The sequence below is a fragment of the Mucilaginibacter gossypii genome, from assembly GCF_017569325.2.
GTDB lineage: Bacteria > Bacteroidota > Bacteroidia > Sphingobacteriales > Sphingobacteriaceae > Mucilaginibacter > Mucilaginibacter gossypii.
The window spans coordinates 2,116,564-2,138,960 of sequence record NZ_CP071878.2 but is presented as its reverse complement, the minus strand read 5'-3'; the positions used below and the strand labels follow the sequence as shown (position 1 = coordinate 2,138,960).

Here is a 22,397-nt window from a genome sequence, read left to right as displayed (position 1 = left end):
CCATCAAACAGAACATATGAAGATATATCCACAGAAAATATTTTTAATTGTCCTCACTTTTCTTTTTCCGTATATGGTTTATGCCCAGCAGGTTGCGTTGCCAGTGCAAACAGATAGATGGGCAATTCAGCCTGACGGAAGCATCAAATGGACTATTAATGGCCGGTTGCCCCACACCGATCATATCGAAATGTCGGGCGAGAAAGTATCTGTATGGGTACAGTATGGCTTGGATAGCGCCGGTAACTCGTCTATTTCAAGAACCGTTGTTTTTCCTACTTTCAGGATGCTGCCCGATGGTACCCGGACACACATCGATTATTCATTTGTTGACAACGAATTGCCGCGTTTTTTTGTTAATAACCGCAAGCTAAAGACAGACCTGGCCAACGGCAAAAAGTCAGGCGATCTTTCATATAATATCACCAGTATCAGCCATAAAGGAATCATGCGGATAGCCGCCACTGCGGGTAATCCGGCGCTGGTAAAAATCGACCGGAGTATTTTTCCGTCGGTAGATAAACCAATGGTAATTGAAAAGTTTGTGTTTACCAATATAACCGATAAGCCGGTTACCATTGCTATGGAATATCTGCGGCGTGAGGTTAGGACGGATAGTGCTAAAAGTAAGGTAAGGCCCCATTCGGTTATCATGGGTACTGTCGATCCGGGGAGCAGGGTAGTTCAACCCGGAGCAAAAACCACCTTTTCGGTTTATTATCTGGCTACAGATTTTCCGACCCGGCCTGTTAAAATTGATGCTAATGCGGAAGAAAAGGCTCGTGAAGATCGTATAAATACAATTTTATCACCCCTGCAATTAAAAACGCCCGACACCTTATTGAATACAGCCTTCGCCTTTGCCAAAATCAGGGGGACGGAGAGTATTTACAAAACCAAAGTTGGTTACCTGCACGGCCCGGGTGGGCTTGCATATTACGCCGCCATCTGGGCTAACGACCAGGCCGAATACATCAGCCCGTTTTTCGCTTTTTCGGGAGATAGTATCGGTAACATGTCGGCCATGAACTGTTATCGGTTATTTGCAAAGTATATGAACCCGGAATATAAACCCATTCCCAGTTCGATAGTGGCTGAAGGTGATGCGGTATGGAAAGGTGCCGGCGACAGGGGAGATCAGGCTATGATTGCCTATGGGGCATCAAGGTATGCATTAGCGTATGGAAAGCCCGATTCTGCCAAAAAATTGTGGCCGCTTATTACCTGGTGCCTGGAATACAGTCACAGGAAACTGAATGATCAGGGAGTAGTTACATCCGATCATGATGAACTGGAAGGGCGCTTTCCATCGGGCAAAGCCAACCTTTCAACCAATAGCCTTTATTATGATGCCCTGATCTCCGCTGCATATCTTGGCAAACAATTGCATCAGTCCAAAACACAAACAGATGAATATTTAAAGCAGGCTGCCACGCTTAAAATTAATATCGAAAAATACTTCGGGGCAACTATCGGGGGCTTTGAAACTTACAGATACTACGAAACCAATGATGTACTGCGTGCCTGGATCTGCCTGCCGCTTACCATGGATATCTTAAACCGCAGCGAAGGAACCATCAAAGCCCTGTTTTCGCCAAGCTTGTGGACAGCCGATGGTTTAGCAACACAGGCAGGCAAAGAAACATTTTGGGACCGTTCAACCTTGTATGCGCTTCGTGGTGTATTGCAGGCCGGCGATACAGAAAAGGCAATGGATTATCTGCGCTATTATTCTCGCAGAAGATTGTTAGGTGAGCATGTACCTTATCCGGTTGAAGCTTATCCCGAGGGCAACCAAAGGCATTTATCGGCAGAGAGCGGTCTTTATTGCCGAATCTTTACCGAGGGTTTATTCGGTATCAGGCCAACAGGTTTCAGTAATTTTGATTGCACGCCCCGTTTACCAAAAGGGTGGAATGAAATGTCATTGAATAACATTCATGCATTTGGGCATGTTTTTGATCTTCACATTTCACGCCAAAACAAAGGAAAACTGCTTATTGCCATTACAGAGGGCAGCAAAGTAATTAAATACAGAATAGCCGATGGAGCAACACAAGCTGTTATATTATAAAACAAACACCATGAAAAAGATATTGAAATGCACACTGCCTGCTTTAATGGCATTTATGGTACGCGGGGCTTTTGCGCAAACCCACCAATTAGAGAAGCTTTGGGAAACTGATACTGTTGTACGGATCCCCGAATCGGTTTTGCCGGATTTCAAAAAAAAGATCTTATATGTGTCAGAAATTGAAGGGAACCCGAGTGCTGTTGATGGCAAAGGTGGGGTTGCTAAAATTGGTTTGGACGGAAAGATCATTGACCTCGATTTTACAACCGGTTTAAACTCACCTAAGGGCCTGGGCCGGGTTGGCGATCAGCTGTATGCCGCTGATTTGTCGGAAGTGGTAGTAATTGATATTGAAACCGGCAAAGTCATTAATAAAATCCCTGTCGACAGCGCAAAAATGTTAAATGATATTACGGTGGATAGCAAAGGGATAGTCTATGTATCAGACAGTAAAACCAAAAAGATCCACCGGATTGAAAAAGGCAAGGTAACTACTTTTTTAACGAATGTAAATGGTGTGAACGGACTTAAAGCCATCAATGATGACCTTTATATCCTTGGCGGACCGAAGTTTATGAAAGCAGATAGTAAAGGCAATTTAACGCTAATTACTACGCTTAGTTGCGGAGGTGATGGTTTGGAGCCGGTTGGTAATGGCGACTTTTTGATCACCTGCTGGTCTGGTCACATATTTTACGTAACAGCCGATGGTAAAATAGAGACTCTGCTCGATTCGGAGGCACAAAAGATGAATACCGCCGATTTGGGGTACGATACTGTTAATCATATTTTGTATGTGCCAACGTTTTTCGGCAAAAAAGTAGTGGCTTATAAACTAACTACCCATTAATATGCAGTTGAAAAATCTGAGACTGTATTTAATAATCATATTTATTTTGAGTACAAGGTCTTTATTCGCGCAGCAAAGTACCCGTTTAGATACGGGCTGGCAGTTTATAAGACAGGATTTAGGTGGGATCTGGGAAGCTATCCGTCCCGAAGATAAAGGTATCCCGCATGATGTTCCGCACTGGCAACAGGTAACGCTTCCGCATTGTTTTAATGCGCGCGACGCTGTGGATCCTGATATGAACTACTACCAGGGCCCGGGATGGTACCGCACGCAGTTAGGCATTAATAACCCTTATAAAGGAGGCCGTGTATTGCTGCATTTTGAAGGCGCCGGACAAAAGACCGACGTTTACGTATATGACACCAAAGTAGGTGCGCATTTGGGCGGCTACGATGAATGGACGGTAGATATAACAAAAGCCGTTGATGTCTTTAAGAAAACCGAGGTCTGTCAAACTCAATTTAAAGGGAATGTCCCAGTCGAAATAAGGTGTGATAACTCGCGCGATCTTGAAAGTATTCCTTCACGTTTGTCTGACTTTACGGTGTACGGAGGGCTTTATCGATATCTCAATTTGGTGTATGTGCCGGCTGTTTCGCTGGAAAAGGTTTTTGCCAGGGCAGAGGTTGATAAAGATGGCAGGCAAGGGAAATTAAATGTGGCTGTCAGGGTCTATGATCCTGAAAAAATAAATGCTGTTGAGGGTGATGTTAAGGTCATTGATCCGCAGGGTAAAGTTATACAGCAATCAAAATATAATTTGTCGTCTACCGCAGCTGAAACACCGGTTGGTTCATTTACGGTTAAAACGCCGCAATTATGGTCGCCAGATCATCCGGTGTTATATACTATTGAGGTTAGTGCGCGTGCCAATGGTAGTACTTTTACCCAAAGGGAAAGGATAGGGTTCCGGAATTTTGAATTTGTGGATCATGGCCCTTTTATGCTTAACGGTAAGCGTTTATTGTTAAGGGGGACCCATCGTCATGAGGACGAGGCAGGAGTTGCAGCCGCTATGACCGAAGGCATGATCAGGCAGGAAATGCAGCTGATGAAAGATATGGGGGTAAACTTTATTCGCCTGGGTCATTACCAGCAATCGCGTATTGTACTCAATCTGTGCGATAGCCTTGGTATTTTAGCTTGGGAAGAAGAGCCCTGGTGCCGGGGTGGTTTAGGAGGCGACATTTATAAAAACCAGGCCCGGCAAATGCTTACCAACATGATTGAGCAGCATTACAATCACCCGGCGATAATTTTATGGGGGCTTGGAAACGAGAACGACTGGGAGGGTGATTTTCCGGAGTTTGATAAGGCGAAGATCAGGGCTTTTATGAGCGAGCAAAATGACCTTGCCCACCGGCTCGATCCATTCCGCAAAACCACTATTCGCCGCTGTGATTTTTGCAAAGATATTGTCGATGTGTATTCGCCATCTATATGGGCAGGCTGGTACCGTGGTACTTATAACGAGTACAAGCAAACCACTCTTGATGAGTTTAATAAAGTAACCCATTTTTTTCATGCAGAGTGGGGTGGGGATAGCCATGCCTTGCGTCATTCCGAAGATCCTGATAAGGCCTTTGTGAATATTAAAACGGGCGGTGGTGCCGATGAACGTGCGGGTGACGCTTCGCTTTCTGGCGGAGATGCGCGGGTTTCAAAGGATGGCGACTGGAGCGAAAGTTATATCTGTAACCTGTTCGACTGGCATTTAAAAGAGCAGGAAACTATGCCCTGGCTAACGGGATCGGCTTTTTGGGTATTTAAAGATTTTTCGACACCATTAAGGCCGGATAACCCAATCCCTTATATGAACCAAAAGGGCGTGGTGGAGCGGGACATGACCAAAAAGGAATCATACTACGTTTTCCAATCGTATTGGACAACCAAACCTATGGCGCATATCTACGGGCGAACCTGGCCTGTGCGATGGGGAACTGACGGAGAGCAGAAGGTAATTAAAGTCTATTCCAACTGTGAAAAGGCCGAACTCTTTTTAAATGGTAAAAGTTACGGTGTAAAAAAGAGGAACAGCCAGGATTTTCCGGCAGCTGGTTTGCGCTGGGTAGTGACGTTTAAGAAAGGCAACAATAATATCCGCGTAGTGGCTCATAAAGGCAAAACTACCGTAACCGACGAGATCAACCAGGTTTATCAGACCGACAAATGGGACAAGCCGGCTAAACTGATAGTTGAGAAAATAGCCGATAAAAATGGCTTTGCAACAGTACAGGTTAAGGTTTTAGATAAAAATGGCATTCAATGCCTGGATGCTATAAATTGGATCAGCTTTTCGCTCAGTGGAGATGGCATCCTGCTGGATGATTTAGGCACCTCAGGCGGATCGAGAAAGGTGCAGGCTTACAATGGTCGCGCTACTATAAAAGTACAAACCCAAAACGGTAAAAGTGTTGTCGGCGTACAATCGCCGGGATTACAAACCGTATTTATAAATCTTTAATAATGCATCGGCTTAAAAGGTATTTAGTTTTTGTAGGTATGATTAGTGCTAAACTTGCTGTAGCGCAAACCGCAGGTAATAATTCGGCATTAAAGCTTTGGTATACCAATCCAGCGGTTGCCTGGGAACAGGCGCTACCGTTGGGCAACGTTACTACCGGGGCTATGGTATTTGGCGGGGTTAATCACGAACGTTTTCAGTTGAATGATCATAATCTTTGGTGCGGCTATCCTGAACCGGGAAATAACCCGCAGGGGCCTGCTCATTTGCCCGAAGTGCGCGCTGCTGTTTTCGCCAGCGATTTTGATAAGGCAGCAGCAATATGGAAAAAATATCTGCAGGGCCCCTACACTGCACGTTATCTTCCTTTAGGTGATTTGTTGCTTGATTTTAACCTGACTGATAGCACCAGTACCGATTATCGCCGTGAGCTGGATTTAAATAATGCCGTATCTACGGTGAGGTATAAGGTTAATGGAGCTAATTTTTCGCGAGAAACCTTCATAAGTTACCCCGACAAGGTGATGGTGGTGCGTATTACTGCCGATAAAAAGGGGGCAGTAAACTTAACGGCCAACCTGCAAAGTAAATTACGCTTTACTGTTACGGCAGTCGGAAGCAACAAATTGGTTTTGAATGGGAAAGCGCCAACTTATGTTGCAAACCGCGATTATGAACCCAGGCAAGTGATTTATGACGAGCCTAAAGGCGAGGGCATGAATTTCCGCATCAACCTGAAGATAAAGAACTACGGCGGTAAAGTAAGTGCCGTTAACAACGCGCTGCAGGTTAGCGGTGCAAATGAAGTTGTCTTATTTTTGACTGAAGCTACCAGCTTTAATGGCTTTAATAAGTCGCCTGGATTACAGGGTAAAGACCCTGCTATCGAGGCTGATAGGAGCCTCTCAGCTGCCGAACAAAAAACATATGACTTGCTTAAGCAAAGGAATATCGCCGATTATCAGCGTTTATTTAAACGTGTGGATTTTAATTTGGGTGCCGATGACGAAATGGTGAGGCACCCTACAGATGAACGGCTTAAAAACTTCAACATAGCAAAACCGGATAAGCAGCTGCAAACCCTGTATTACCAATTCGGGCGTTATCTACTTATTGCCAGCTCAAGGCAAGGAAGTGCCCCCGCCAATTTACAGGGGATCTGGAACGATCAGGTTACACCACCCTGGGGTAGTAATTATACCACCAATATCAATACCGAAATGAACTATTGGCTGGCCGAAAACACCAATCTCTCAGAATGCCATCAGCCTTTGTTTGATTTTTTGAAGGAGCTTGCAGTGAATGGTAAAATTACAGCCAAAGTAAATTATAATATTGATGAGGGTTGGGTTGAGCATCATAACACCGATATCTGGGCTAAAACCTCAACCGTTGGTAATTTTGATCAGGACCCAAAAAGTTCGGTAAGATGGTCCGCATGGCCAATGGGCGGCGCCTGGATGAGCCTTCATTTGTATGATCATTATCTTTTTACCGGCGATAAAAACTTTTTAAGTAAAACCGCTTATCCGGTTATGAAAGGTGCCGCGCAGTTTATGCTGCACTGGCTGGTTACCGATCCTAATACAGGTTATCTTGTAACAAATCCTTCCACATCACCCGAAAATACCGTAAAAATCAATGGTAAAGAATACCTGGTAAGTATGGCCTCTACTATGGATATGTCAATTATTAGGGAGCTGTTTCAGGATTGTATCGGTAGTGCCCGTATTTTGGATATAGATAAAGCATTTGCCGATAAGCTGACAAATGCATATAATAAACTTTATCCGTTTCACATAGGCAAGCATGGCCAATTGCAGGAATGGTTTAAAGACTGGGATGATACGGCAGATACCCACAGGCATATTTCCCAACTGTTCAGCCTGTTTCCCGGTAGGCAGATCTCGGTATTTAATACGCCAGAGTTAGCGGCGGCGGCAAAGCAATCCATGATTTATCGGGGCGATGTAAGTACAGGCTGGTCAATGGCCTGGAAGGTGAACTGGTGGGCCCGGATGCACGATGGTAATCATGCTTATAAAATACTGGCCGCCGCATTTAATTATATGGATCCTTTGCAGCAAAAAGCCCAAATGAGCGGTGGGGGTACCTATCCCAATTTGTTTGATGCGCACCCGCCTTTCCAGATTGACGGAAATTTTGGAGGAACAGCCGGCATGACCGAAATGCTTCTGCAAAGCCAGGATGGTGAAATTGAATTGTTACCAGCCCTGCCCGATGCCTGGGCCGATGGCAGCGTCAAAGGCATCAAAGCTCGCGGAAATTTTGAGGTGACTATCGACTGGAAAAAGGGGAAACTGAGCAAAGCAACCATTAAATCAAACATGGGAGGCATTTGCAGGCTGCGTACACCTATTCCCGTGAAAATTGTGGAGACAGGCAGTAAGACTGCTGTTGGTATAAATAGTAATATACTAAATACTCCGCCAACGATGCCGGTTTATCAAAAAGTGGATGATACTCAACTTCCTGACATTACATTTAATAAAGGCTACTTAATTGATTTTGCCACTGAAAAAGGCAAAACATACACTGTTATTCCCCGGTAATACCATGAAAAATTTAAAATATTGTTTGCTGTTTGTTTTGTTTTTAAGTTTTGCTGCATCACTCCATGCGCAATCAATAAGCTGGACGGAGATAGAACCAGGCATCTGGAAAGGTGTCATTGGCAAGCCCGAGGAGTTTGACCTGTTGAAGGCCTCAGGTGCACAAGCTTATCATGCCGGTTTACAGAAAATGCCTGCTGCCGGTTTTCCCCTGGCACAGGAGGAAATTACCGGCAAGGTACAGGATGGTAAAACCTATCTCCGCTTTCCTCTTGAAAAAAAGGAACAGTTGTTTGGGTTCGGCTTAAATTTTCAAACCGTATTTCAACGGGGAAAGGTGCTTACCCTTCATGTTGATAATTACGCAGGTAAAGATAATGGCCGCACGCATGCGCCGACACCATTTTATGTATCATCAAAGGGATATGGCGTGTTTATTAATTCGGCAAGATATATCAACGTATATGCCGGTACGGCGGTAAGCCGGGACAGTAAAGTTCCGCCAGATGTAAAAAATCGAAATCTTGATAAAACATGGAACTCGCATCCATATTCGGATGCGGTAGAAATGTTAGTGCCAGCCGCCGGTACCGAAATTTATGTATTTGCAGGGCCTACCATGCTGGATGCTGTAAGGCGATATAATTTATTAAATGGCGGTGGCTGCTTGCCGCCTCGCTGGGGGCTTGGTTTTACCCAGCGTATGCAACGCCTAACCGATGCACAGGGTGTTGAGGATGAAGCAAAGGCGTTTGAAGAAAAAGGCTATCCGCTTGATTTTATCGGTCTTGAACCCGGCTGGCAAAGTAAATCGTACCCCTGCACTTTTGAATGGGATCAAAGCCGGTTTCCTGATCCAAAAGCTTTGGTGCAAAATATGCTGAAAAAGAATATCAAGCTAAATTTATGGACTAATCCTTACGTATCTCCGCAGGCACCCCTTTACAAAAGTATTTTACCCTATAGTGGTTCACATACCGTTTGGAATGGCATTGTACCGGACATCAGTATGCCCGAAGCGCGTAAAATCTTTTTCGGCGAGTTGGAAAAAGGAAAGATAGATATTGGTATCAGCGGGTACAAAATGGACGAGGTTGATGGGGGCGACAATTACTTATGGCCTGATGTAGCTGTTTTCCCATCTGGTCATGCTGCCGAGCAAATGCGCCAGACCTATGGATTAATGATGCAGCGTTATACCAACGAAATCTATCATCAGCGCAACCAGCGTACTTTTGGCCTGGTGCGTGCATCAAACGGTGGAGGAGCGTCATTTCCTTACGTAATCTATAATGATTATTATGATCACCGCGATTTTATCACAGCGCTGGTAAACAGCGGTTTTGCCGGTGTATTATGGACGCCAGAAGTACGATCATCCAAAACAGGAGAGGAGTGGCTGCGTAGGTTCCAATCAAACGTGTTTTCGCCTATGGCTATGATTAATGCCTGGGCAAGCGGCACAAAACCATGGTCGTTTCCTGAGGTTGCTGAGCAGGTAAAAACTATGGCTAACCTGCGGATGCAAATGATGCCATATTGGTACAGCGAATTTGCTAAATACCATTTTGAAGGGATCCCGCCTTTCAGGGCTATGTATATGGAAGACGGCTTTGGAGTTTCAGAGGTCAAAACTGAAAAGAAACAGTTAAATCTGGAAGAGAACCCATATGAAGAAGCCATAACTAAAGAAGTTAAAGATCAGTATATGGCCGGCGAATATTTATTGGTAGCCCCGGTGTTTGCCGGCGAAACCAGCAGAAAGGTGATACTACCCAAAGGCAAATGGTATGACTTTTATACCGGAAAGTACGCAGGCGATGGTGAGGTGATTAGTATTGAGCCCGGCTTGGATAAAATTCCGGTATATGTAAAGGATGGCGGAATTATACCTACGATGCCCGTAATGCTGCATGCACCTAAAGCAGGACAGAAGGTAGATCTCGAGATCAGATATTATGGCAACAAGCCAGGCGTTTATTCATTATATGATGATGACGGTGAAACATTTGATTACGAAAAAGGCAACTATTCATTCCGTAAGGTTACTGCCATTAAAAAGAATGGGAAATTAGTTGGTTCTATCTCTCCCGCGCTAAAAGGTAAACCTGATAATATTGAAAAAATAACCTTTAAATCCATGACAGATTAATAAGTTATGTATTATATCAATTTGCTGATTCTGAGTCTAAAAGAAATGCGTTTATTTGCGGATTTAGGCTTATAACTTATGCCAAAAGTAGCTATATGAACTTATAATATTCGGGCACCTTCGCCAGATAGTATGTATGGTTTTTTTTGTAATTTGTTAAATGAAAGCAGTGGTATACTGTTATTCATTTCGCAAACTCTTCACCGGGGGCGCCATGCCAGCCCTAATGGTTCGGAAACTTAAGGTAAATAATCCTATTAGCAGCATTCCAGCACCGCTGATAACAAATACCCACCAGCTGATAGCTACATGGTCGACAAAGCCTTCCATCCATTTATTAACTGCGTACCATGCAATCGGCGTTACGACGATAAAAGCGAGTAAAATAAGCGATATCAGTTCGGTTGATAGGAGGATTACTATTTGCGCAACACTGGCACCAAATACTTTGCGTATGCCAATTTCTTTTGTTCGTTGGTTGGTGGTGTAAACAGCAAGACCTAACAGCCCGAGACAACTGATTAGTATAGAGATACCTGTTGCGCAGTTGAGCAGTGTTGAAGTATGTTGTTCATCGTCGTAAAACCGGGCTATCGTTTCGTCGTAAAAATGGCAATCAAAATCATCATCGGGATAAGCTTTCTTCCAGGCTTTTCCCATATTTGTAATGGCGGTTTTCCACTCGTTACCTCCGGTGGTTTCAGGTTTCAAACTAATATGTAACGTCATCATTGGCCGGGGGATTGGACTGCCCGATGTTATGATTGATGGATAAATGGCAGAATGCAGCGACCGCTGATTAAAATCGGCAACTACGCCAATGATACTAATATTTCGGCCATCAAACCAATTCAATTGCTTGCCGATAGCATCATTCGGGTTATCAAATCCTAATAATGTAGCGTAAGTATTGTTAATGATAATAGCTTTCCCGGTGTCTGCTTCGGTTATGTTTCTGCCGGCAAGCAATTTCAGCTGGTATATTTTGAGGTAGTTTTCATCGCCAGACTTAACTATTATTTCTTCTGTTGTAATTTGTTTTTTTCCGTCGTCATAAGTCATGCGCGTCCTGTTAAATGCATCAGCCGAAGGTGGGTCATTACCTAAACCCGCGAGGGCAACCTGCGGCATCAGCCTGAATTCGTTCAGCAGTACCTGGTTGGTGCTGGCCTTACTGGTATTCCAGGGTGTATTAATAATGAGGATAGCATCCTTTTTAAACCCGAGGTTTTTATGTAGGGCATAATAAATTTGCTGGCTTACCAAAATGGTAGCCATTATGAAAAATTGGGCTACAACAAACTGCGAAACTGTAAGCGACTTACGGAGCCACGCGTTTCGTGTTTTATTGCTGTTATCCTGCACCTGGTTTTTTAGCACCGATACAGGCTTGTAACCTGATAATACAATTGCCGGATAAAAACCCGACAAAATACTGATCACAATAGCTAAAATCAGCAAGAAGAGTATGACATCCGGCTGCAGAATATTTGCATGAATATCGGGGGATATAACGTCGGCAAACATTTTTAAAATAATTGGCGCAAGCAATACTGATATGCAAACCGCAAAGAATGTTATAAAAAAAGTTTCGCTTAAAAACTGAATTACTAATTGCATCCGGCTGCTACCTAAAGTTTTGCGGATCCCAATTTCTTTTGCCCTTTGGGCGGCCTGGGCGGTAGTTAAATTCACATAATTGATACAGGCCAGCAATAACAAAAAGACAGCGCTGGCCAATAATCCGTAAAGTGTCGTTTTGCTGGCTGGCGACGAGAAATTAAAAATATTATAGTCGGAATTGAAGTGAATATCGTCCAATGGCTGCAAGGCCAGATCAATGATGGGGGCAGGCATTTTTTGTTCGGCACGCGGCAGATTGTTTTTTCTGAAAATGGTAGTGATCTGTTTTGCAACCCCAGGTACAGGAACGCCAGGTGCCAGCTTTATAAAAATCTCCGATGCCGAAGATATCCTGCCCCAATTTTTTATATGCAGATCATCAGCTAAATGTCTATTAGTTGTGACGGTACTAAAAGAAATAAAGTCATGAAAGATGAAGTCGCTATTTTTAGTAAACGTTTCAACTATCCCGCTAACGGTTACCTTAAGGGTATCATAGGTAACTACTTTACCAATCATTTCATGATATGACAACGACGGGAAATAAAGCCTGGCTTGCTGGGATGTTAATACTACCTGGCCGGGCGCATCAAGCGCGTGTTGCGATGATCCGGCAAGCCATACATAATTAAAAATTTTAAAATATTGCTGATCGGCAAGTGTTATCCTGTCCGGATCTTTAAACCGCTTTTGTGTATTTTTATCTTTGTCGATATAAACAAAATGAGGCCACAGAGTATATAATGGCGTTATATTTTCTATTCCTGTAGCCTGGCTCTTAATCGCCTCGGCCAACGGGCCGGGTACACCACTCGAATAGTTTTTATGCCCCTGAAATGACATGTTCATCACAACGCGGTAAATCCGGTCACTGTCCTTGTGAAATTTATCAAACGTAAAATCGTAGTGTACAATAAAGTAAATGGCCAGGAAAGCGCTTATACCTATGGATAAACCAACAATGTTTATCAGTGTAAATAGCTTATGTCTCCGAAATCCGCGGAATGCAATTTTAAAATAGTTTTTTATCATATGACTGCCGGTTAATGTTTCACGCGGCCACCCCGAAGGGCTTACGTGGTTCAATATTAGCGGCATAGGTTGGCTAAAACCTCCCAAGTTATAAGTTGGCATAACTTTCTGAAGGTGATTTTTATACTCCAGAGGGGTTTTACCGGTAAATTGCTTAAAAACACGATGGAAACTGCTTTGTGAATTAAAGCCCGACCCGTAGGCGAGGCCGAGTAGGGTGATATGGTCATACGAGGAATCCTGCATTTTAAGCGCAACCTCGCGGACACGGTATTCATTAATAAAATCGTTGAAGCTTTTTTTGAAGACCGTATTAATGATCCGGGATAATTCATGCGTATGCAAGCCGAGCTTTTCAGCAAGCGAGCTCAGACTTAATTCTGCGTCACGGTAATATCCTTTCTCCTTAACTTCCATTTTTAACCATGAGCCTTTTTGTTTCAGATCTGCCGGTAATAATGGTTTTGCTTGATAATCATTTGCATCAATAATCTCTGCTTTTAAATGACTCTTGCCTGCAATCCAAATGATAATGGTTATTAAAAGCAGGTATAGGGAATAGTAATAGTGTATGCTTAGCTCATAACGGTAATAAAAATAGTTAACAGCTGTAAACGGTATCCATAATAACCATAAGATAAGGACTCCGGCAAGTGAGCGATCCAACCAGCGTAACTCATTGCGGTAGCGGTCTCCCGCTTGAAATTGTTTTTCCTTGTAAAAACAATCAATTTGTACATAACAGAGAAATAAATAGACAGTAATTGACAGGAATGCCAATAATTGTAAGATTGAGTTAACGTTGTTGTAAATAACGTTAACCGTCTCAATGTTTTGTATTGCAGCAAATACCTGAGCACCCAATTCAGGCACCAAGGGGATGAAGTGCAGCAAATCCCTGCGTTTGAAGATATACCTGGGCCGGGTTATCTGACGCACGTAAAAGTAAATCAAAGGGCCAAAAGTAATTGGCAGCCAAATGTTCAGACGGTTCCATAATGGAAAGCACGTCACGAGGCCAACATCAATTGTTAAAATCCGAATTATCCATAAAGCAACAGCGAACATTAAAATTGCCAACCAACGGTTTGCAGACTGGTTCTCCTTTGGGGATATCCATAAAAATAGTGATAGCGTTAAGCTGATAAATACAGCACCTAAAAACGCAATGTCATAAAATGTAAAATGGAGTGTAAGGGGCATCAAGTGAGTTTAGGTAGTTTGTCGCTTTCTCAAACCTAAGAAAATATTGATACAAATTCAATGGGTTATTGATTAAAGCCAGGGGCTCATGTAAAACATTTCTTTGTGCTAAACCAACATGTTTATTGGTCGTGAAGCCATAAAAAAAGTTGCCAATAAAGTTGACAACTTGCCTAAGAAAGTGACCCCGGAGAGATTCGAACTCTCGACCCAATGATTAAGAGTCATTTGCTCTACCAGCTGAGCTACGGAGTCATATGTACCAGCTTTTCCCGGGTTGCAAATATGCAAATTATTTTCTTTTTCAGCAGACGGAATTACTCATAGTTAACAATTATTTTAATCTGCTTATTGTAAAATTAAAGGTTGGAGTAATAACCCGCTTTCATCTTCCTGGTGTTCATTTTATTCCCGGCTCGGCCAAAAAAGTTAATTATAGCAACTTCCTAACAAAATGTTAGTTTTTTTGTTGGAATTTTAACAAAAGCTACTTAAATTGTAAAACTTAATATCTATCTCTCATGAAAAAAAGAAAATTACTTAAAATTAACAAGCTGCTATATGAAAGCGTTGTTAAAGATTTTATTGCCCAAAACGGTTTAAATGTTCAATATTCGTACACTAAAGATCATTTTTACCTGTTTAGCGACGAATCTACTATTAATCAGCTCGAAACGCAGGCCTCCGGGTTTAACTTATTATAAGTTATAAAATATAAAGGCCCGGTAGTATTATGCTACCAGGCCTCATATATTCCCTTACCAGTTATTATACAGCAGCGTATAAATCTTCCTGTTGTTTTTGCACTACAGGGCTGTTGATATATTCATCATAGGTCATGAGTTTATCAATGTAACCACCTGGTGTTAACTCAATAATCCGATTGGCTACCGTTTCAACCAGTTCATGATCCCGTGAGGTGAACAGGATTGTGCCGCGGAAATCTTTCATACCATTATTAAGCGCTGTAATCGATTCCAGGTCGAGGTGGTTGGTTGGTTCATCAAACATCAGCAGGTTGGCTTGCTGCAGCATCATACGGCTAAACATGCAGCGCATTTTTTCGCCACCCGATAGCACACTGCATTTTTTCATAACTTCCTCACCCGAAAATAGCATACGGCCTAAGAAGCCGCGGATAAATTGATCGTCTTTTTCGCCAGGCGAATATTCGCGCAGCCAATCAATCAGGTTGTCGCTTTTGCCATCGAAGTATTCGCTGCTGTCGTTAGGGATATCAGCCGCGTTAATTGTCACACCCCATTTAAAGGTGCCTGTAAAATCTTTATCGCGGCCTGTTAAAATATTATAGAAAGCGGTAGTTGCCAAACTGTTTTGCGACAGGATAGAAATTTTATCGCCTTTGTTTACAGTGAAGGTGATATTATTGAACAGCACCTCACCATTAAGGGTTTTGCCCAGGTTTTCAACGGTCAGGATCTGATCGCCGGCTTCACGGCCCAGGTTGTTGAATATAATACCCGGATATTTACGGTTTGATGGCTGAATTTCATCCAGGTTGATTTTATCCAATGCTTTTTTACGGCTGGTTGCCTGTTTTGATTTGGACGCATTGGCACTAAACCTGCGGATAAACTCCTGAAGCTCTTTAACTTTATCTTCGGCTTTCTTATTTTGTTCGGCACGTTGTTTAAGGGCCAATTGGCTCGATTCGTACCAGAAGGTATAGTTACCTGTATAAATGGTCATTTTGCCAAAATCAATATCTACTACGTGGGTACATACAGTATCCAGGAAGTGCCTGTCGTGCGATACTACCAGTACAATAGCTTCATATGACGCAAGGAAATCTTCCAGCCAGCTAATGGTGTGGATGTCCAAATCGTTGGTAGGCTCATCAAGCAGCAGTATATCTGGCTTGCCAAAAAGTGCCTGGGCTAATAAAACACGTACTTTTTGGGTGTTATCAAGGTCTTTAACCAGTTGATAATGAAATTCTTCTTTAATGCCAAGGTTGCTGAGCAGGGTAGCGGCATTGCTTTCGGCATTCCAGCCGTCCATTTCGGCAAAAAGGTTTTCCAGTTCACCCGCGCGTTCGCCATCGGCATCGCTAAAATCTTCTTTAAGATAAATAGCGTCTTTCTCCTTCATTACGGCGTACATTTCCTTATGGCCCATCATCACCGTTTCGATAACTGTGAATTCGTCAAAAGCGTAATGGTTTTGGCTCAAAACAGCCATGCGTTCGCCGGGAGTGAAGCTCACCGAGCCGCTGGTTGGGTCAATATCGCCCGAAAGAATTTTCAGGAATGTTGACTTACCCGCGCCATTGGCGCCAATAATACCATAACAGTTGCCCTGTGTAAATTTCAGGTTTACGTCTTCAAACAAAGTACGCTTACCGTAACGTAAAGAAAGATTGGATACCGTGATCATGCTGCACCTCTAATTTGGCGCAAAAGTACGGTAAAATCTTCATTTTAACGATATATGGTGCTGATATTATGGATGGGGATTTTTTGAGCAGCAATTTTCCCCATAAATTAAATCCATGGGTATACAATTACACAGAAATGATAATGTAGTGTAAACTAAAAGTATATTTAATACGTTTAATCGCTATATCTAACCAGTTATAATATAATGGTACAGCCTTTGACTAACATACAGTGTAACAATTTATTTAAATTATTTAACAATGGTCATGGGAGCATTAATTATAGGTTTAATTATCATCAATGTGGTAATAGCCATCAACAATACACAAAAGCGCAAAGTATATTAAAAATATATTAATTATAAGCTTTAGGGCAACGCTCTAAGCTTGGTTTAAAATATTAAATAAGCTTTGCGTTTCATGGTCGGCCAATTTTTGAAGCGGACCTGATGCCAGCATTTTCATCATCATGCTAAGCTCTGCGCCAATGGTGAATAAAATATCAGTATGGTCGTTATTAAAAGATAACGACCATTTTAGTTCCAGGTCAAATGGTGGTTTCTCGGCAGGTATGATCCTTATCAGCTGGTTGGGCACACGCTCCTCAATTTTCAAAACAAGCTTGGCCATATTCTGGATACTGAAACGGGCTTCATCCCGGGTGGATGTCCATTCCTGGATATTATCAGGCATCAGTTGCCGGTGATTATTAAAATCGGCCAGGAAATCGTAAACCTCCGTTAAAGGCTTGTTAATACTTATCGTACTGGTGAATGTATTCATGGATAGATTTGAGATATGAGATTTGAGACAAATTACGCTGACGAACAATCTAAAAATCAGCGCAATCATCGAAATCAAAAAAATCAACGGTCTTAACTTGCAGCCATTTCGCCCCAGGTTGATGGGTTTTCGCGCCACTGTTTGAGCAGGTTTACATCCTTTTCGTTAATAAACTGATGTTCTTCCGCGTATTTAATAAGCGCGTTATAGTTTGACAGGGTTACGTATGGGCAGTTGGCCTGTTTAAAGTTTTCGTCGGCAATATCAAAGCCATAAGTAAATATAGCTGCCAAGCCTGCAACGTCATAACCTGCGGCACGCAACGCTTCAACGGCCTGCAGACTGCTTTTACCGGTTGAAAGCAGATCTTCGATAACCACAACCCGCTTGCCTGAAGTAGTAGCGGCATCGCCCTCAATCATGCTGCCTGTACCATGCTCTTTTGGTTTTGAACGTACATAGATGAATGGAAGGCCTAATTCCTGGGCTACTAATGCACCTTGCGGAATACCCGCAGTTGCTACACCTGCAATGCAGCCAACCGACCCGAATTTATCCTGTATGGCTGCCACTAATTGTTGCCTGATGTAAGTGCGGATAGTTGGATGAGAAAGTGTAACACGGTTATCGCAGTAAATTGGAGATTTCCAGCCCGATGCCCATGTAAAAGGATTATTGGGTTGTAATTTAATTGCTTTAATTTGCAGCAGGAATTCGGCTACTTGTTGTTCGATCTCATTATTAGTAAACATGGCTCAAAAATACAGAATTTATATTAACGAAAAGGTTATCCTGCTCACAGAATCTGAACCAAAGCATGCAGATAATTTTGAAAGGCTTGATGCAGAGACCTTTGACCTTAAAATTATATATACCTGGATCCTTGCTAATCCTAACAAATTGTTCTACATAAAAACAGCAAACGCTAAGGTGTATCTTAAAGCTGTTAAAAAGAATATTACACTTATTGAAGCGGCAGGCGGCCTGGTTATGAACACTAAGGGGCAATATTTATTCATTTATCGTAATGATAAATGGGACCTGCCCAAAGGCAAAATAGAAAAAGAGGAAAAAGTGAAAGAAGCGGCAGTGCGTGAGGTAGAGGAGGAGTGCGGTATAAAAGTGAGCGAACTGGGAGAAAAAATTTGTAAAACATACCATGTATATGTTAACCGCGGCGAGGTAGTGCTTAAGAAAACGCATTGGTTTGCCATGACAAGTAAGGGTAAAGAAAAGCTAAAACCTCAAAAAGAAGAGGGTATTACAGATGTGCGCTGGTTTGAACACCATCATATTGAACCAATAATTGAAAATACCTTCCCATCTATTATGGATGTGTTGCACAAAGAAAAGCTGGTTACAAATAAGGTAATGCCTCTTTCGGAATAAACTGGCTTACATCGCCATTATAGCGGATAATTTCGCGCACAATGGTTGAACTGATAGATGAATAACCGGGCTTGCTTACAATAAATATGCTTTCGATGTCGGGTGCCAGCGAATGGTTCATCTGGGCAATCGCTTTTTCATACTCAAAGTCTGATACTGTACGGATCCCCCTGATCATGTAAGCGGCGCCTATGCTTTTGCAAAAATCGACAGTAAGGCCTTCATAGGCTATCACGTGGATCCGTTCATCATGCTCAAAAACGGCTCTGATCATTTGTTCGCGCTGTTCAACACTCAGCAACCCCTTTTTGCTGCTGTTCACGCCGATACCTATGTAAAGCTTATCAAAAAGCTCAACAGATCGTTTCACAATATCAACATGAGCTTTAGTAAGCGGATCAAATGAACCTGGAAAAAGGGCTGTCTTCATGCAGTAAAATTAATGAATAGTTGATTGGGTTCTTTAAATGAACAGTTGTTTTTTGCCTTTTATCGGCATTATTTAATGAGCGACTTTATATTTGACAAGTTGAACCATTCATTTGATCACTAAAACAACCTAAACCAGCGAAGCTAATTGAGCATACTGTAAAAGCATAATTGTTTTGCCATCTTTTATTTCACCTGTTTTTACCATTTGAAGGGCTTCGCTGAATGGCAGCTCTAAAACTTCAATATTTTCATTTTCGTGGGCGAGCCCACCGCCATCGCTAACTTTCATTTCTTTGGCATATTCGGCAACAAAAAAGTAAAGGATTTCGGTAACAGAGCCCGGCGACATATAAGCTTCGAAAACCTTTTTAACATCCGTTATTTTATAGCCGGTTTCTTCCTCGGTTTCCTTACGGATGCAATCTTCCGGATTATCCTTATCAAGCAAGCCGGCACAACATTCAATCAGCATTCCATCGGGGTTGCCGTTGATATAGGTTGGCAGCCTGAATTGCCTGGTTAATATTACAGATGATTGTGCTTTATTATAAAGCAAAATGGTTGCGCCGTTGCCGCGGTCATAAGCTTCACGGCTTTGCACAGCGGTATTACCGTCTTTTTCCGTAATCTCGTAAGTTACTTTTTTAAGGATATACCAGTTATCTGATAAAATATCGGTATAAAGAATTTTGATCTGAATCATTTTTTTTTGATCGTTTATGATTGATAATGATTATTTTTGAACGAAAATAGGATTAATAAAATGAACTTTCCAAAAAGAAAACAAAAAATAATTGAGCAGCTCAGTCAAACCGGAGAGGTTGATATAAAGCAATTGGCTGCCGAACTGAACATTTCGGAAATTACAGCGCGCCGCGACCTGAACCAGTTAGCAGCCGATGGATTGCTTTACCGTACTCGTGGAGGAGCAACAAAAGTTAATCCTCACGAAAAGCCACATAGCTTTGTGAATAAAAGCGCTCAAAACGCAGCTGTTAAAGATGCCATTTGCCGCAGGGCCGCATCACAAATCAGCGACGGGGATATTATTTTTATGGATTGCGGAAGTACTGTTTTCAGGTTATGCCAGTTCATTAAAAACAAGAAGATAAAGGTTATAACAAATTCATTGCCTGTAGTATATGAGCTTCAGGATAGCGCTGTGAGTGTTAATATAATAGGAGGGGAGCTAGATAAAGAGCGACAGGCTGTACATGGAACTACAGCTATTGAGCATATTCAAAAGTATAGGGCAACCAAAGCTTTTTTGGGTGTTGACGGTATTTCGGAAGCAGGATTGTTCGCCAATAGTGAACATGAAGCATCCATTACAACAGCTTTCGCTGCAAGCAGCGCATTTACCTATATTCTGTGTGATATCAGCAAAATAAGCAAGGAAACATACCTTAATTTTGCAGGCTTAGATATCATCAACGCGATCATTACCGATGCAGATCCTGAGCGGTTAAAGGGCTTTAAAGAAAGCGGGATAGTTATTTTAAAGGCAGATATCTAAACCGGTCTGAAAAACGAAAATGACGAATGCCCGTATTTTCTTTGTTCAACAAAAGAGGGATGATTGCTCAAATTTTGCAGGGACTGGTGTTCAACAATTAAGAGGCCATCAGGTTTAAGCAGGTTCTTTTCAAAAATAACTTTTGGCAAATCGGGGATCCTGTTCAGGTCATACGGCGGGTCGGCAAATATCAGGTCGTATTGTTCCGTTTCAATATTCAGGTATTTGAATACATCTTCGCGGTAAGTTTTTATTTGCGTAAGCTTATGCTGCCGTGAGGTATCTTTAAGATAATTAACGCAATGAATACTCCTGTCGACAGATATAACTTCTGAAGCTCCGCGTGAAGCAAATTCAAGCGAGATGTTGCCGGTGCCGCTAAACAGGTCAAGCACTTTAATGCCTTCAAATTCTATTTGGTTAAGCAGGATATTAAATAAAGCTTCTTTTGCCAAATCGGTTGTAGGACGAACAGGAAGATTTTTTGGCGGATTAAGCCTTAAGCCTTTTAAACTGCCTCCGATAATGCGCATAATGAAAGAGCCGCTATTGATAACACCCTGTGAGCTACAACCTCCGCGGGTAATTGTAACACCTGTAAATTATTGACTTCGGCCGCTTTGAAAAATTCGGCCAGGCGGCTTAGTCCTTTACTGTCGGCATCAATGTTACCGCTTACATACAAGCTGGTATATTTAGCTTCGAGGTTAAGTTCATTGGCAACCAGCACAGTAAAGTAAACCAGTTCATCATCGCCATTAAATTCAAAAGAGTTATAGAAACGCAGTTTGCCGGATGCAAAATGAGCTATCTCCACCTTTTCTTTTTCAATATTGAGGTAAAGGCAATCGGTGCCGGGATTGTTTTGGGCAATGGCAGTTAACCAGCCTTTTGATGTAAAAACGGTATTACGGATGCCAAATTCTTCCGCGGTACTCACAATGGCCTCGCTGGTATTGTATACGATGATATTTTCCTTATCTAATACCTGGGCTATAACTTTGCTGTCGGCTTTCACATCCAGGAAACGGGCCAGGTTCGGCAGGCGCTCACCGCTAAACAATTCTGCCGGCACCAGCGTAAAGCTATGAGCTGGTAAACCGATAATCATTTGCCCGTATTTGGCCGACAGCAGGTCAAGCAATTCCTGCGGATCGCTTAGCTCATCAAATGGGTAATTTTCGGCCCAGGCTATTAGCTTGCCGTTATTACTTATGGCGTACGAAAACGATTTGTCTTCAACCTGTATTAATAAAGTATAATCCTCAGTTTTATCTAAACTAAAGTTATCATCGTGGTAAGTATAATTGTGTTCGTTCATACCGGTTTTAACAAAAGTAATATTTTTTGGCAGATACAGTAATTACCGCAGCCCAAATTGGTATGCTGTTATAAAATGCGGGTTAATATCATCAGGATGATAAAGATCAAAATTGGCAACCCTACAGGCTTAGGATAATAATCATTATCCGGAAAATATCTCCTGAAAAAAAACTGGCTTAGAATCAAAGCACCAATCAGCCCAAAACCTATGTTAAGGCCTGCTACCGAAAGCATTGCTGTAACCTGCGCTGGTGTTGGCTGGCCGCCTTTGGCCGTTACGTTCATGGCGTCAACAACCTGTTGCAGGTCAACGCCCGAATGCATGATAACAAAGTAGGAGAGATAGGAAAAAAATAATACAAAGGCCAGCACCGCCGGAACCGCCTTTCTGTAACCTGCATTGTATAAATTGATAACCAGCAGTACACCGCCAAATATCAGGTTAAAAAACGAAAACCAAAATATCGCCCTTTTGGAGTAAATATCTACATAATCGTCTTCGCTGTATTTTTCTTCCTCTTTGTTTTCGTCAAATTCCATGGGTCAAATGTAAAACTAATCTTACTGAATTAAATTACTTAT

At 42.3% G+C, this 22,397-nt stretch carries 17 protein-coding genes and 1 tRNA gene; 8 read left to right on the top strand and 10 right to left on the bottom strand.

Annotation, left to right across the window (positions count from 1 at the left end; genetic code table 11):
- The first annotated feature begins 16 nt into the window (after positions 1 to 16).
- The 5 genes from J3L18_RS09035 to J3L18_RS09015 are packed head-to-tail and all read left to right on the top strand — an operon-like array spanning position 17 to position 10,116.
- The gene (locus tag J3L18_RS09035) at positions 17 to 2,074 is read left to right on the top strand and encodes a hypothetical protein (RefSeq protein ID WP_129570228.1); all 2,058 of its coding nucleotides are present in this window, start codon (positions 17 to 19) and stop codon (positions 2,072 to 2,074) included.
- A gap of 10 nt (positions 2,075 to 2,084) precedes the next feature.
- On the top strand, positions 2,085 to 2,924 hold the full coding sequence (locus tag J3L18_RS09030; RefSeq protein ID WP_223266202.1) for an SMP-30/gluconolactonase/LRE family protein: 840 nt from the start codon (positions 2,085 to 2,087) through the stop codon (positions 2,922 to 2,924).
- A 1-nt stretch (position 2,925) separates the two neighbouring features.
- Positions 2,926 to 5,391: a glycoside hydrolase family 2 protein gene (locus J3L18_RS09025; RefSeq protein ID WP_129570227.1), complete on the top strand. Its 2,466-nt coding sequence runs from the start codon at positions 2,926 to 2,928 to the stop codon at positions 5,389 to 5,391.
- A 38-nt stretch (positions 5,392 to 5,429) separates the two neighbouring features.
- The gene (locus J3L18_RS09020) at positions 5,430 to 7,964 is read left to right on the top strand and encodes a glycoside hydrolase family 95 protein (protein ID WP_223266201.1); all 2,535 of its coding nucleotides are present in this window, start codon (positions 5,430 to 5,432) and stop codon (positions 7,962 to 7,964) included.
- Between the two features lie 4 nt (positions 7,965 to 7,968).
- Positions 7,969 to 10,116: a glycoside hydrolase family 31 protein gene (locus J3L18_RS09015; protein WP_129570225.1), complete on the top strand. Its 2,148-nt coding sequence runs from the start codon at positions 7,969 to 7,971 to the stop codon at positions 10,114 to 10,116.
- Positions 10,117 to 10,296: 180 nt separating this feature from the next.
- Here J3L18_RS09015 and J3L18_RS09010 read toward each other — a convergent pair whose 3' ends face one another.
- Positions 10,297 to 13,974 carry an ABC transporter permease gene (locus tag J3L18_RS09010; protein ID WP_129570224.1) on the bottom strand — a complete coding sequence of 1,226 codons (3,678 nt, stop codon included), beginning with the start codon at positions 13,972 to 13,974 and terminating at the stop codon, positions 10,297 to 10,299.
- A gap of 182 nt (positions 13,975 to 14,156) precedes the next feature.
- Positions 14,157 to 14,229, bottom strand: a tRNA-Lys gene (locus J3L18_RS09005).
- 266 nt (positions 14,230 to 14,495) lie between these two features.
- On the opposite strand from J3L18_RS09005, the gene J3L18_RS09000 reads away from it, so the two are divergent.
- Complete coding sequence (locus tag J3L18_RS09000; RefSeq protein WP_091164514.1) at positions 14,496 to 14,678, top strand: hypothetical protein; 183 nt, start codon at positions 14,496 to 14,498, stop codon at positions 14,676 to 14,678.
- A gap of 64 nt (positions 14,679 to 14,742) precedes the next feature.
- On the opposite strand, the gene J3L18_RS08995 is transcribed toward J3L18_RS09000, so the two are convergent.
- The 3 genes from J3L18_RS08995 to pyrE all read right to left on the bottom strand — a co-directional run bounded on the left by J3L18_RS08995 (position 14,743) and on the right by pyrE (position 17,907).
- Entirely contained in the window at positions 14,743 to 16,371 is a 1,629-nt protein-coding gene (locus J3L18_RS08995; RefSeq protein ID WP_129570223.1) for an ABC-F family ATP-binding cassette domain-containing protein, read from the bottom strand.
- A 382-nt stretch (positions 16,372 to 16,753) separates the two neighbouring features.
- Positions 16,754 to 17,155, bottom strand: a complete 402-nt coding sequence (locus tag J3L18_RS08990; RefSeq protein ID WP_129570222.1) for an SRPBCC family protein — start codon at positions 17,153 to 17,155, stop codon at positions 16,754 to 16,756.
- Between the two features lie 92 nt (positions 17,156 to 17,247).
- Entirely contained in the window at positions 17,248 to 17,907 is a 660-nt protein-coding gene (pyrE, locus tag J3L18_RS08985) for an orotate phosphoribosyltransferase (protein ID WP_129570221.1), read from the bottom strand.
- On the opposite strand from pyrE, the gene J3L18_RS08980 reads away from it, so the two are divergent.
- The gene (locus J3L18_RS08980; RefSeq protein WP_112657201.1) at positions 17,906 to 18,544 is read left to right on the top strand and encodes an NUDIX domain-containing protein; all 639 of its coding nucleotides are present in this window, start codon (positions 17,906 to 17,908) and stop codon (positions 18,542 to 18,544) included. The two genes, pyrE and J3L18_RS08980, sit on opposite strands and share 2 nt — an antisense overlap.
- Here J3L18_RS08980 and coaD read toward each other — a convergent pair.
- Both coaD and nudK read right to left on the bottom strand, forming a co-directional pair.
- Positions 18,513 to 18,974 carry a pantetheine-phosphate adenylyltransferase gene (coaD, locus tag J3L18_RS08975; protein WP_091164529.1) on the bottom strand — a complete coding sequence of 154 codons (462 nt, stop codon included), beginning with the start codon at positions 18,972 to 18,974 and terminating at the stop codon, positions 18,513 to 18,515. The genes J3L18_RS08980 and coaD overlap by 32 nt on opposite strands.
- A gap of 129 nt (positions 18,975 to 19,103) precedes the next feature.
- Entirely contained in the window at positions 19,104 to 19,679 is a 576-nt protein-coding gene (gene nudK / locus J3L18_RS08970) for a GDP-mannose pyrophosphatase NudK (RefSeq protein ID WP_129570220.1), read from the bottom strand.
- A gap of 60 nt (positions 19,680 to 19,739) precedes the next feature.
- Here nudK and J3L18_RS08965 point away from each other — a divergent pair, with 60 nt between their 5' ends.
- Positions 19,740 to 20,492, top strand: coding sequence for a DeoR/GlpR family DNA-binding transcription regulator (locus tag J3L18_RS08965; protein WP_129570219.1), 753 nt, complete (start codon positions 19,740 to 19,742; stop codon positions 20,490 to 20,492).
- Here the strand turns inward: J3L18_RS08965 and rsmD are convergent.
- From rsmD to J3L18_RS08950, 3 genes are all read right to left on the bottom strand, one after another.
- Positions 20,489 to 21,025, bottom strand: a complete 537-nt coding sequence (gene rsmD, locus J3L18_RS08960) for a 16S rRNA (guanine(966)-N(2))-methyltransferase RsmD (protein ID WP_129570218.1) — start codon at positions 21,023 to 21,025, stop codon at positions 20,489 to 20,491. The genes J3L18_RS08965 and rsmD overlap by 4 nt on opposite strands.
- Entirely contained in the window at positions 21,001 to 21,813 is an 813-nt protein-coding gene (locus J3L18_RS08955; protein ID WP_129570217.1) for a DUF3822 family protein, read from the bottom strand. The genes rsmD and J3L18_RS08955 overlap by 25 nt, the downstream gene beginning before the upstream one ends.
- Before the next feature lie 68 nt (positions 21,814 to 21,881).
- Positions 21,882 to 22,355: a hypothetical protein gene (locus tag J3L18_RS08950; protein ID WP_129570216.1), complete on the bottom strand. Its 474-nt coding sequence runs from the start codon at positions 22,353 to 22,355 to the stop codon at positions 21,882 to 21,884.
- Between the last annotated feature and the right edge of the window lie 42 nt (positions 22,356 to 22,397).

Coding starts and splice junctions, on each gene's coding strand:
- J3L18_RS09035 (WP_129570228.1), top strand. CDS start 17: ATGAAGATATATCCACAGAAAATATTTTTAATTGTCCTCACTTTTCTT.
- J3L18_RS09030 (WP_223266202.1), top strand. CDS start 2,085: ATGAAAAAGATATTGAAATGCACACTGCCTGCTTTAATGGCATTTATG.
- J3L18_RS09025 (WP_129570227.1), top strand. CDS start 2,926: ATGCAGTTGAAAAATCTGAGACTGTATTTAATAATCATATTTATTTTG.
- J3L18_RS09020 (WP_223266201.1), top strand. CDS start 5,430: ATGATTAGTGCTAAACTTGCTGTAGCGCAAACCGCAGGTAATAATTCG.
- J3L18_RS09015 (WP_129570225.1), top strand. CDS start 7,969: ATGAAAAATTTAAAATATTGTTTGCTGTTTGTTTTGTTTTTAAGTTTT.
- J3L18_RS09010 (WP_129570224.1), bottom strand. CDS start 13,974: ATGCCCCTTACACTCCATTTTACATTTTATGACATTGCGTTTTTAGGT.
- J3L18_RS09000 (WP_091164514.1), top strand. CDS start 14,496: ATGAAAAAAAGAAAATTACTTAAAATTAACAAGCTGCTATATGAAAGC.
- J3L18_RS08995 (WP_129570223.1), bottom strand. CDS start 16,371: ATGATCACGGTATCCAATCTTTCTTTACGTTACGGTAAGCGTACTTTG.
- J3L18_RS08990 (WP_129570222.1), bottom strand. CDS start 17,155: ATGAATACATTCACCAGTACGATAAGTATTAACAAGCCTTTAACGGAG.
- J3L18_RS08980 (WP_112657201.1), top strand. CDS start 17,906: ATGGCTCAAAAATACAGAATTTATATTAACGAAAAGGTTATCCTGCTC.
- pyrE (WP_129570221.1), bottom strand. CDS start 17,907: ATGTTTACTAATAATGAGATCGAACAACAAGTAGCCGAATTCCTGCTG.
- coaD (WP_091164529.1), bottom strand. CDS start 18,974: ATGAAGACAGCCCTTTTTCCAGGTTCATTTGATCCGCTTACTAAAGCT.
- nudK (WP_129570220.1), bottom strand. CDS start 19,679: ATGATTCAGATCAAAATTCTTTATACCGATATTTTATCAGATAACTGG.
- J3L18_RS08965 (WP_129570219.1), top strand. CDS start 19,740: ATGAACTTTCCAAAAAGAAAACAAAAAATAATTGAGCAGCTCAGTCAA.
- rsmD (WP_129570218.1), bottom strand. CDS start 21,025: ATGCGCATTATCGGAGGCAGTTTAAAAGGCTTAAGGCTTAATCCGCCA.
- J3L18_RS08955 (WP_129570217.1), bottom strand. CDS start 21,813: ATGAACGAACACAATTATACTTACCACGATGATAACTTTAGTTTAGAT.
- J3L18_RS08950 (WP_129570216.1), bottom strand. CDS start 22,355: ATGGAATTTGACGAAAACAAAGAGGAAGAAAAATACAGCGAAGACGAT.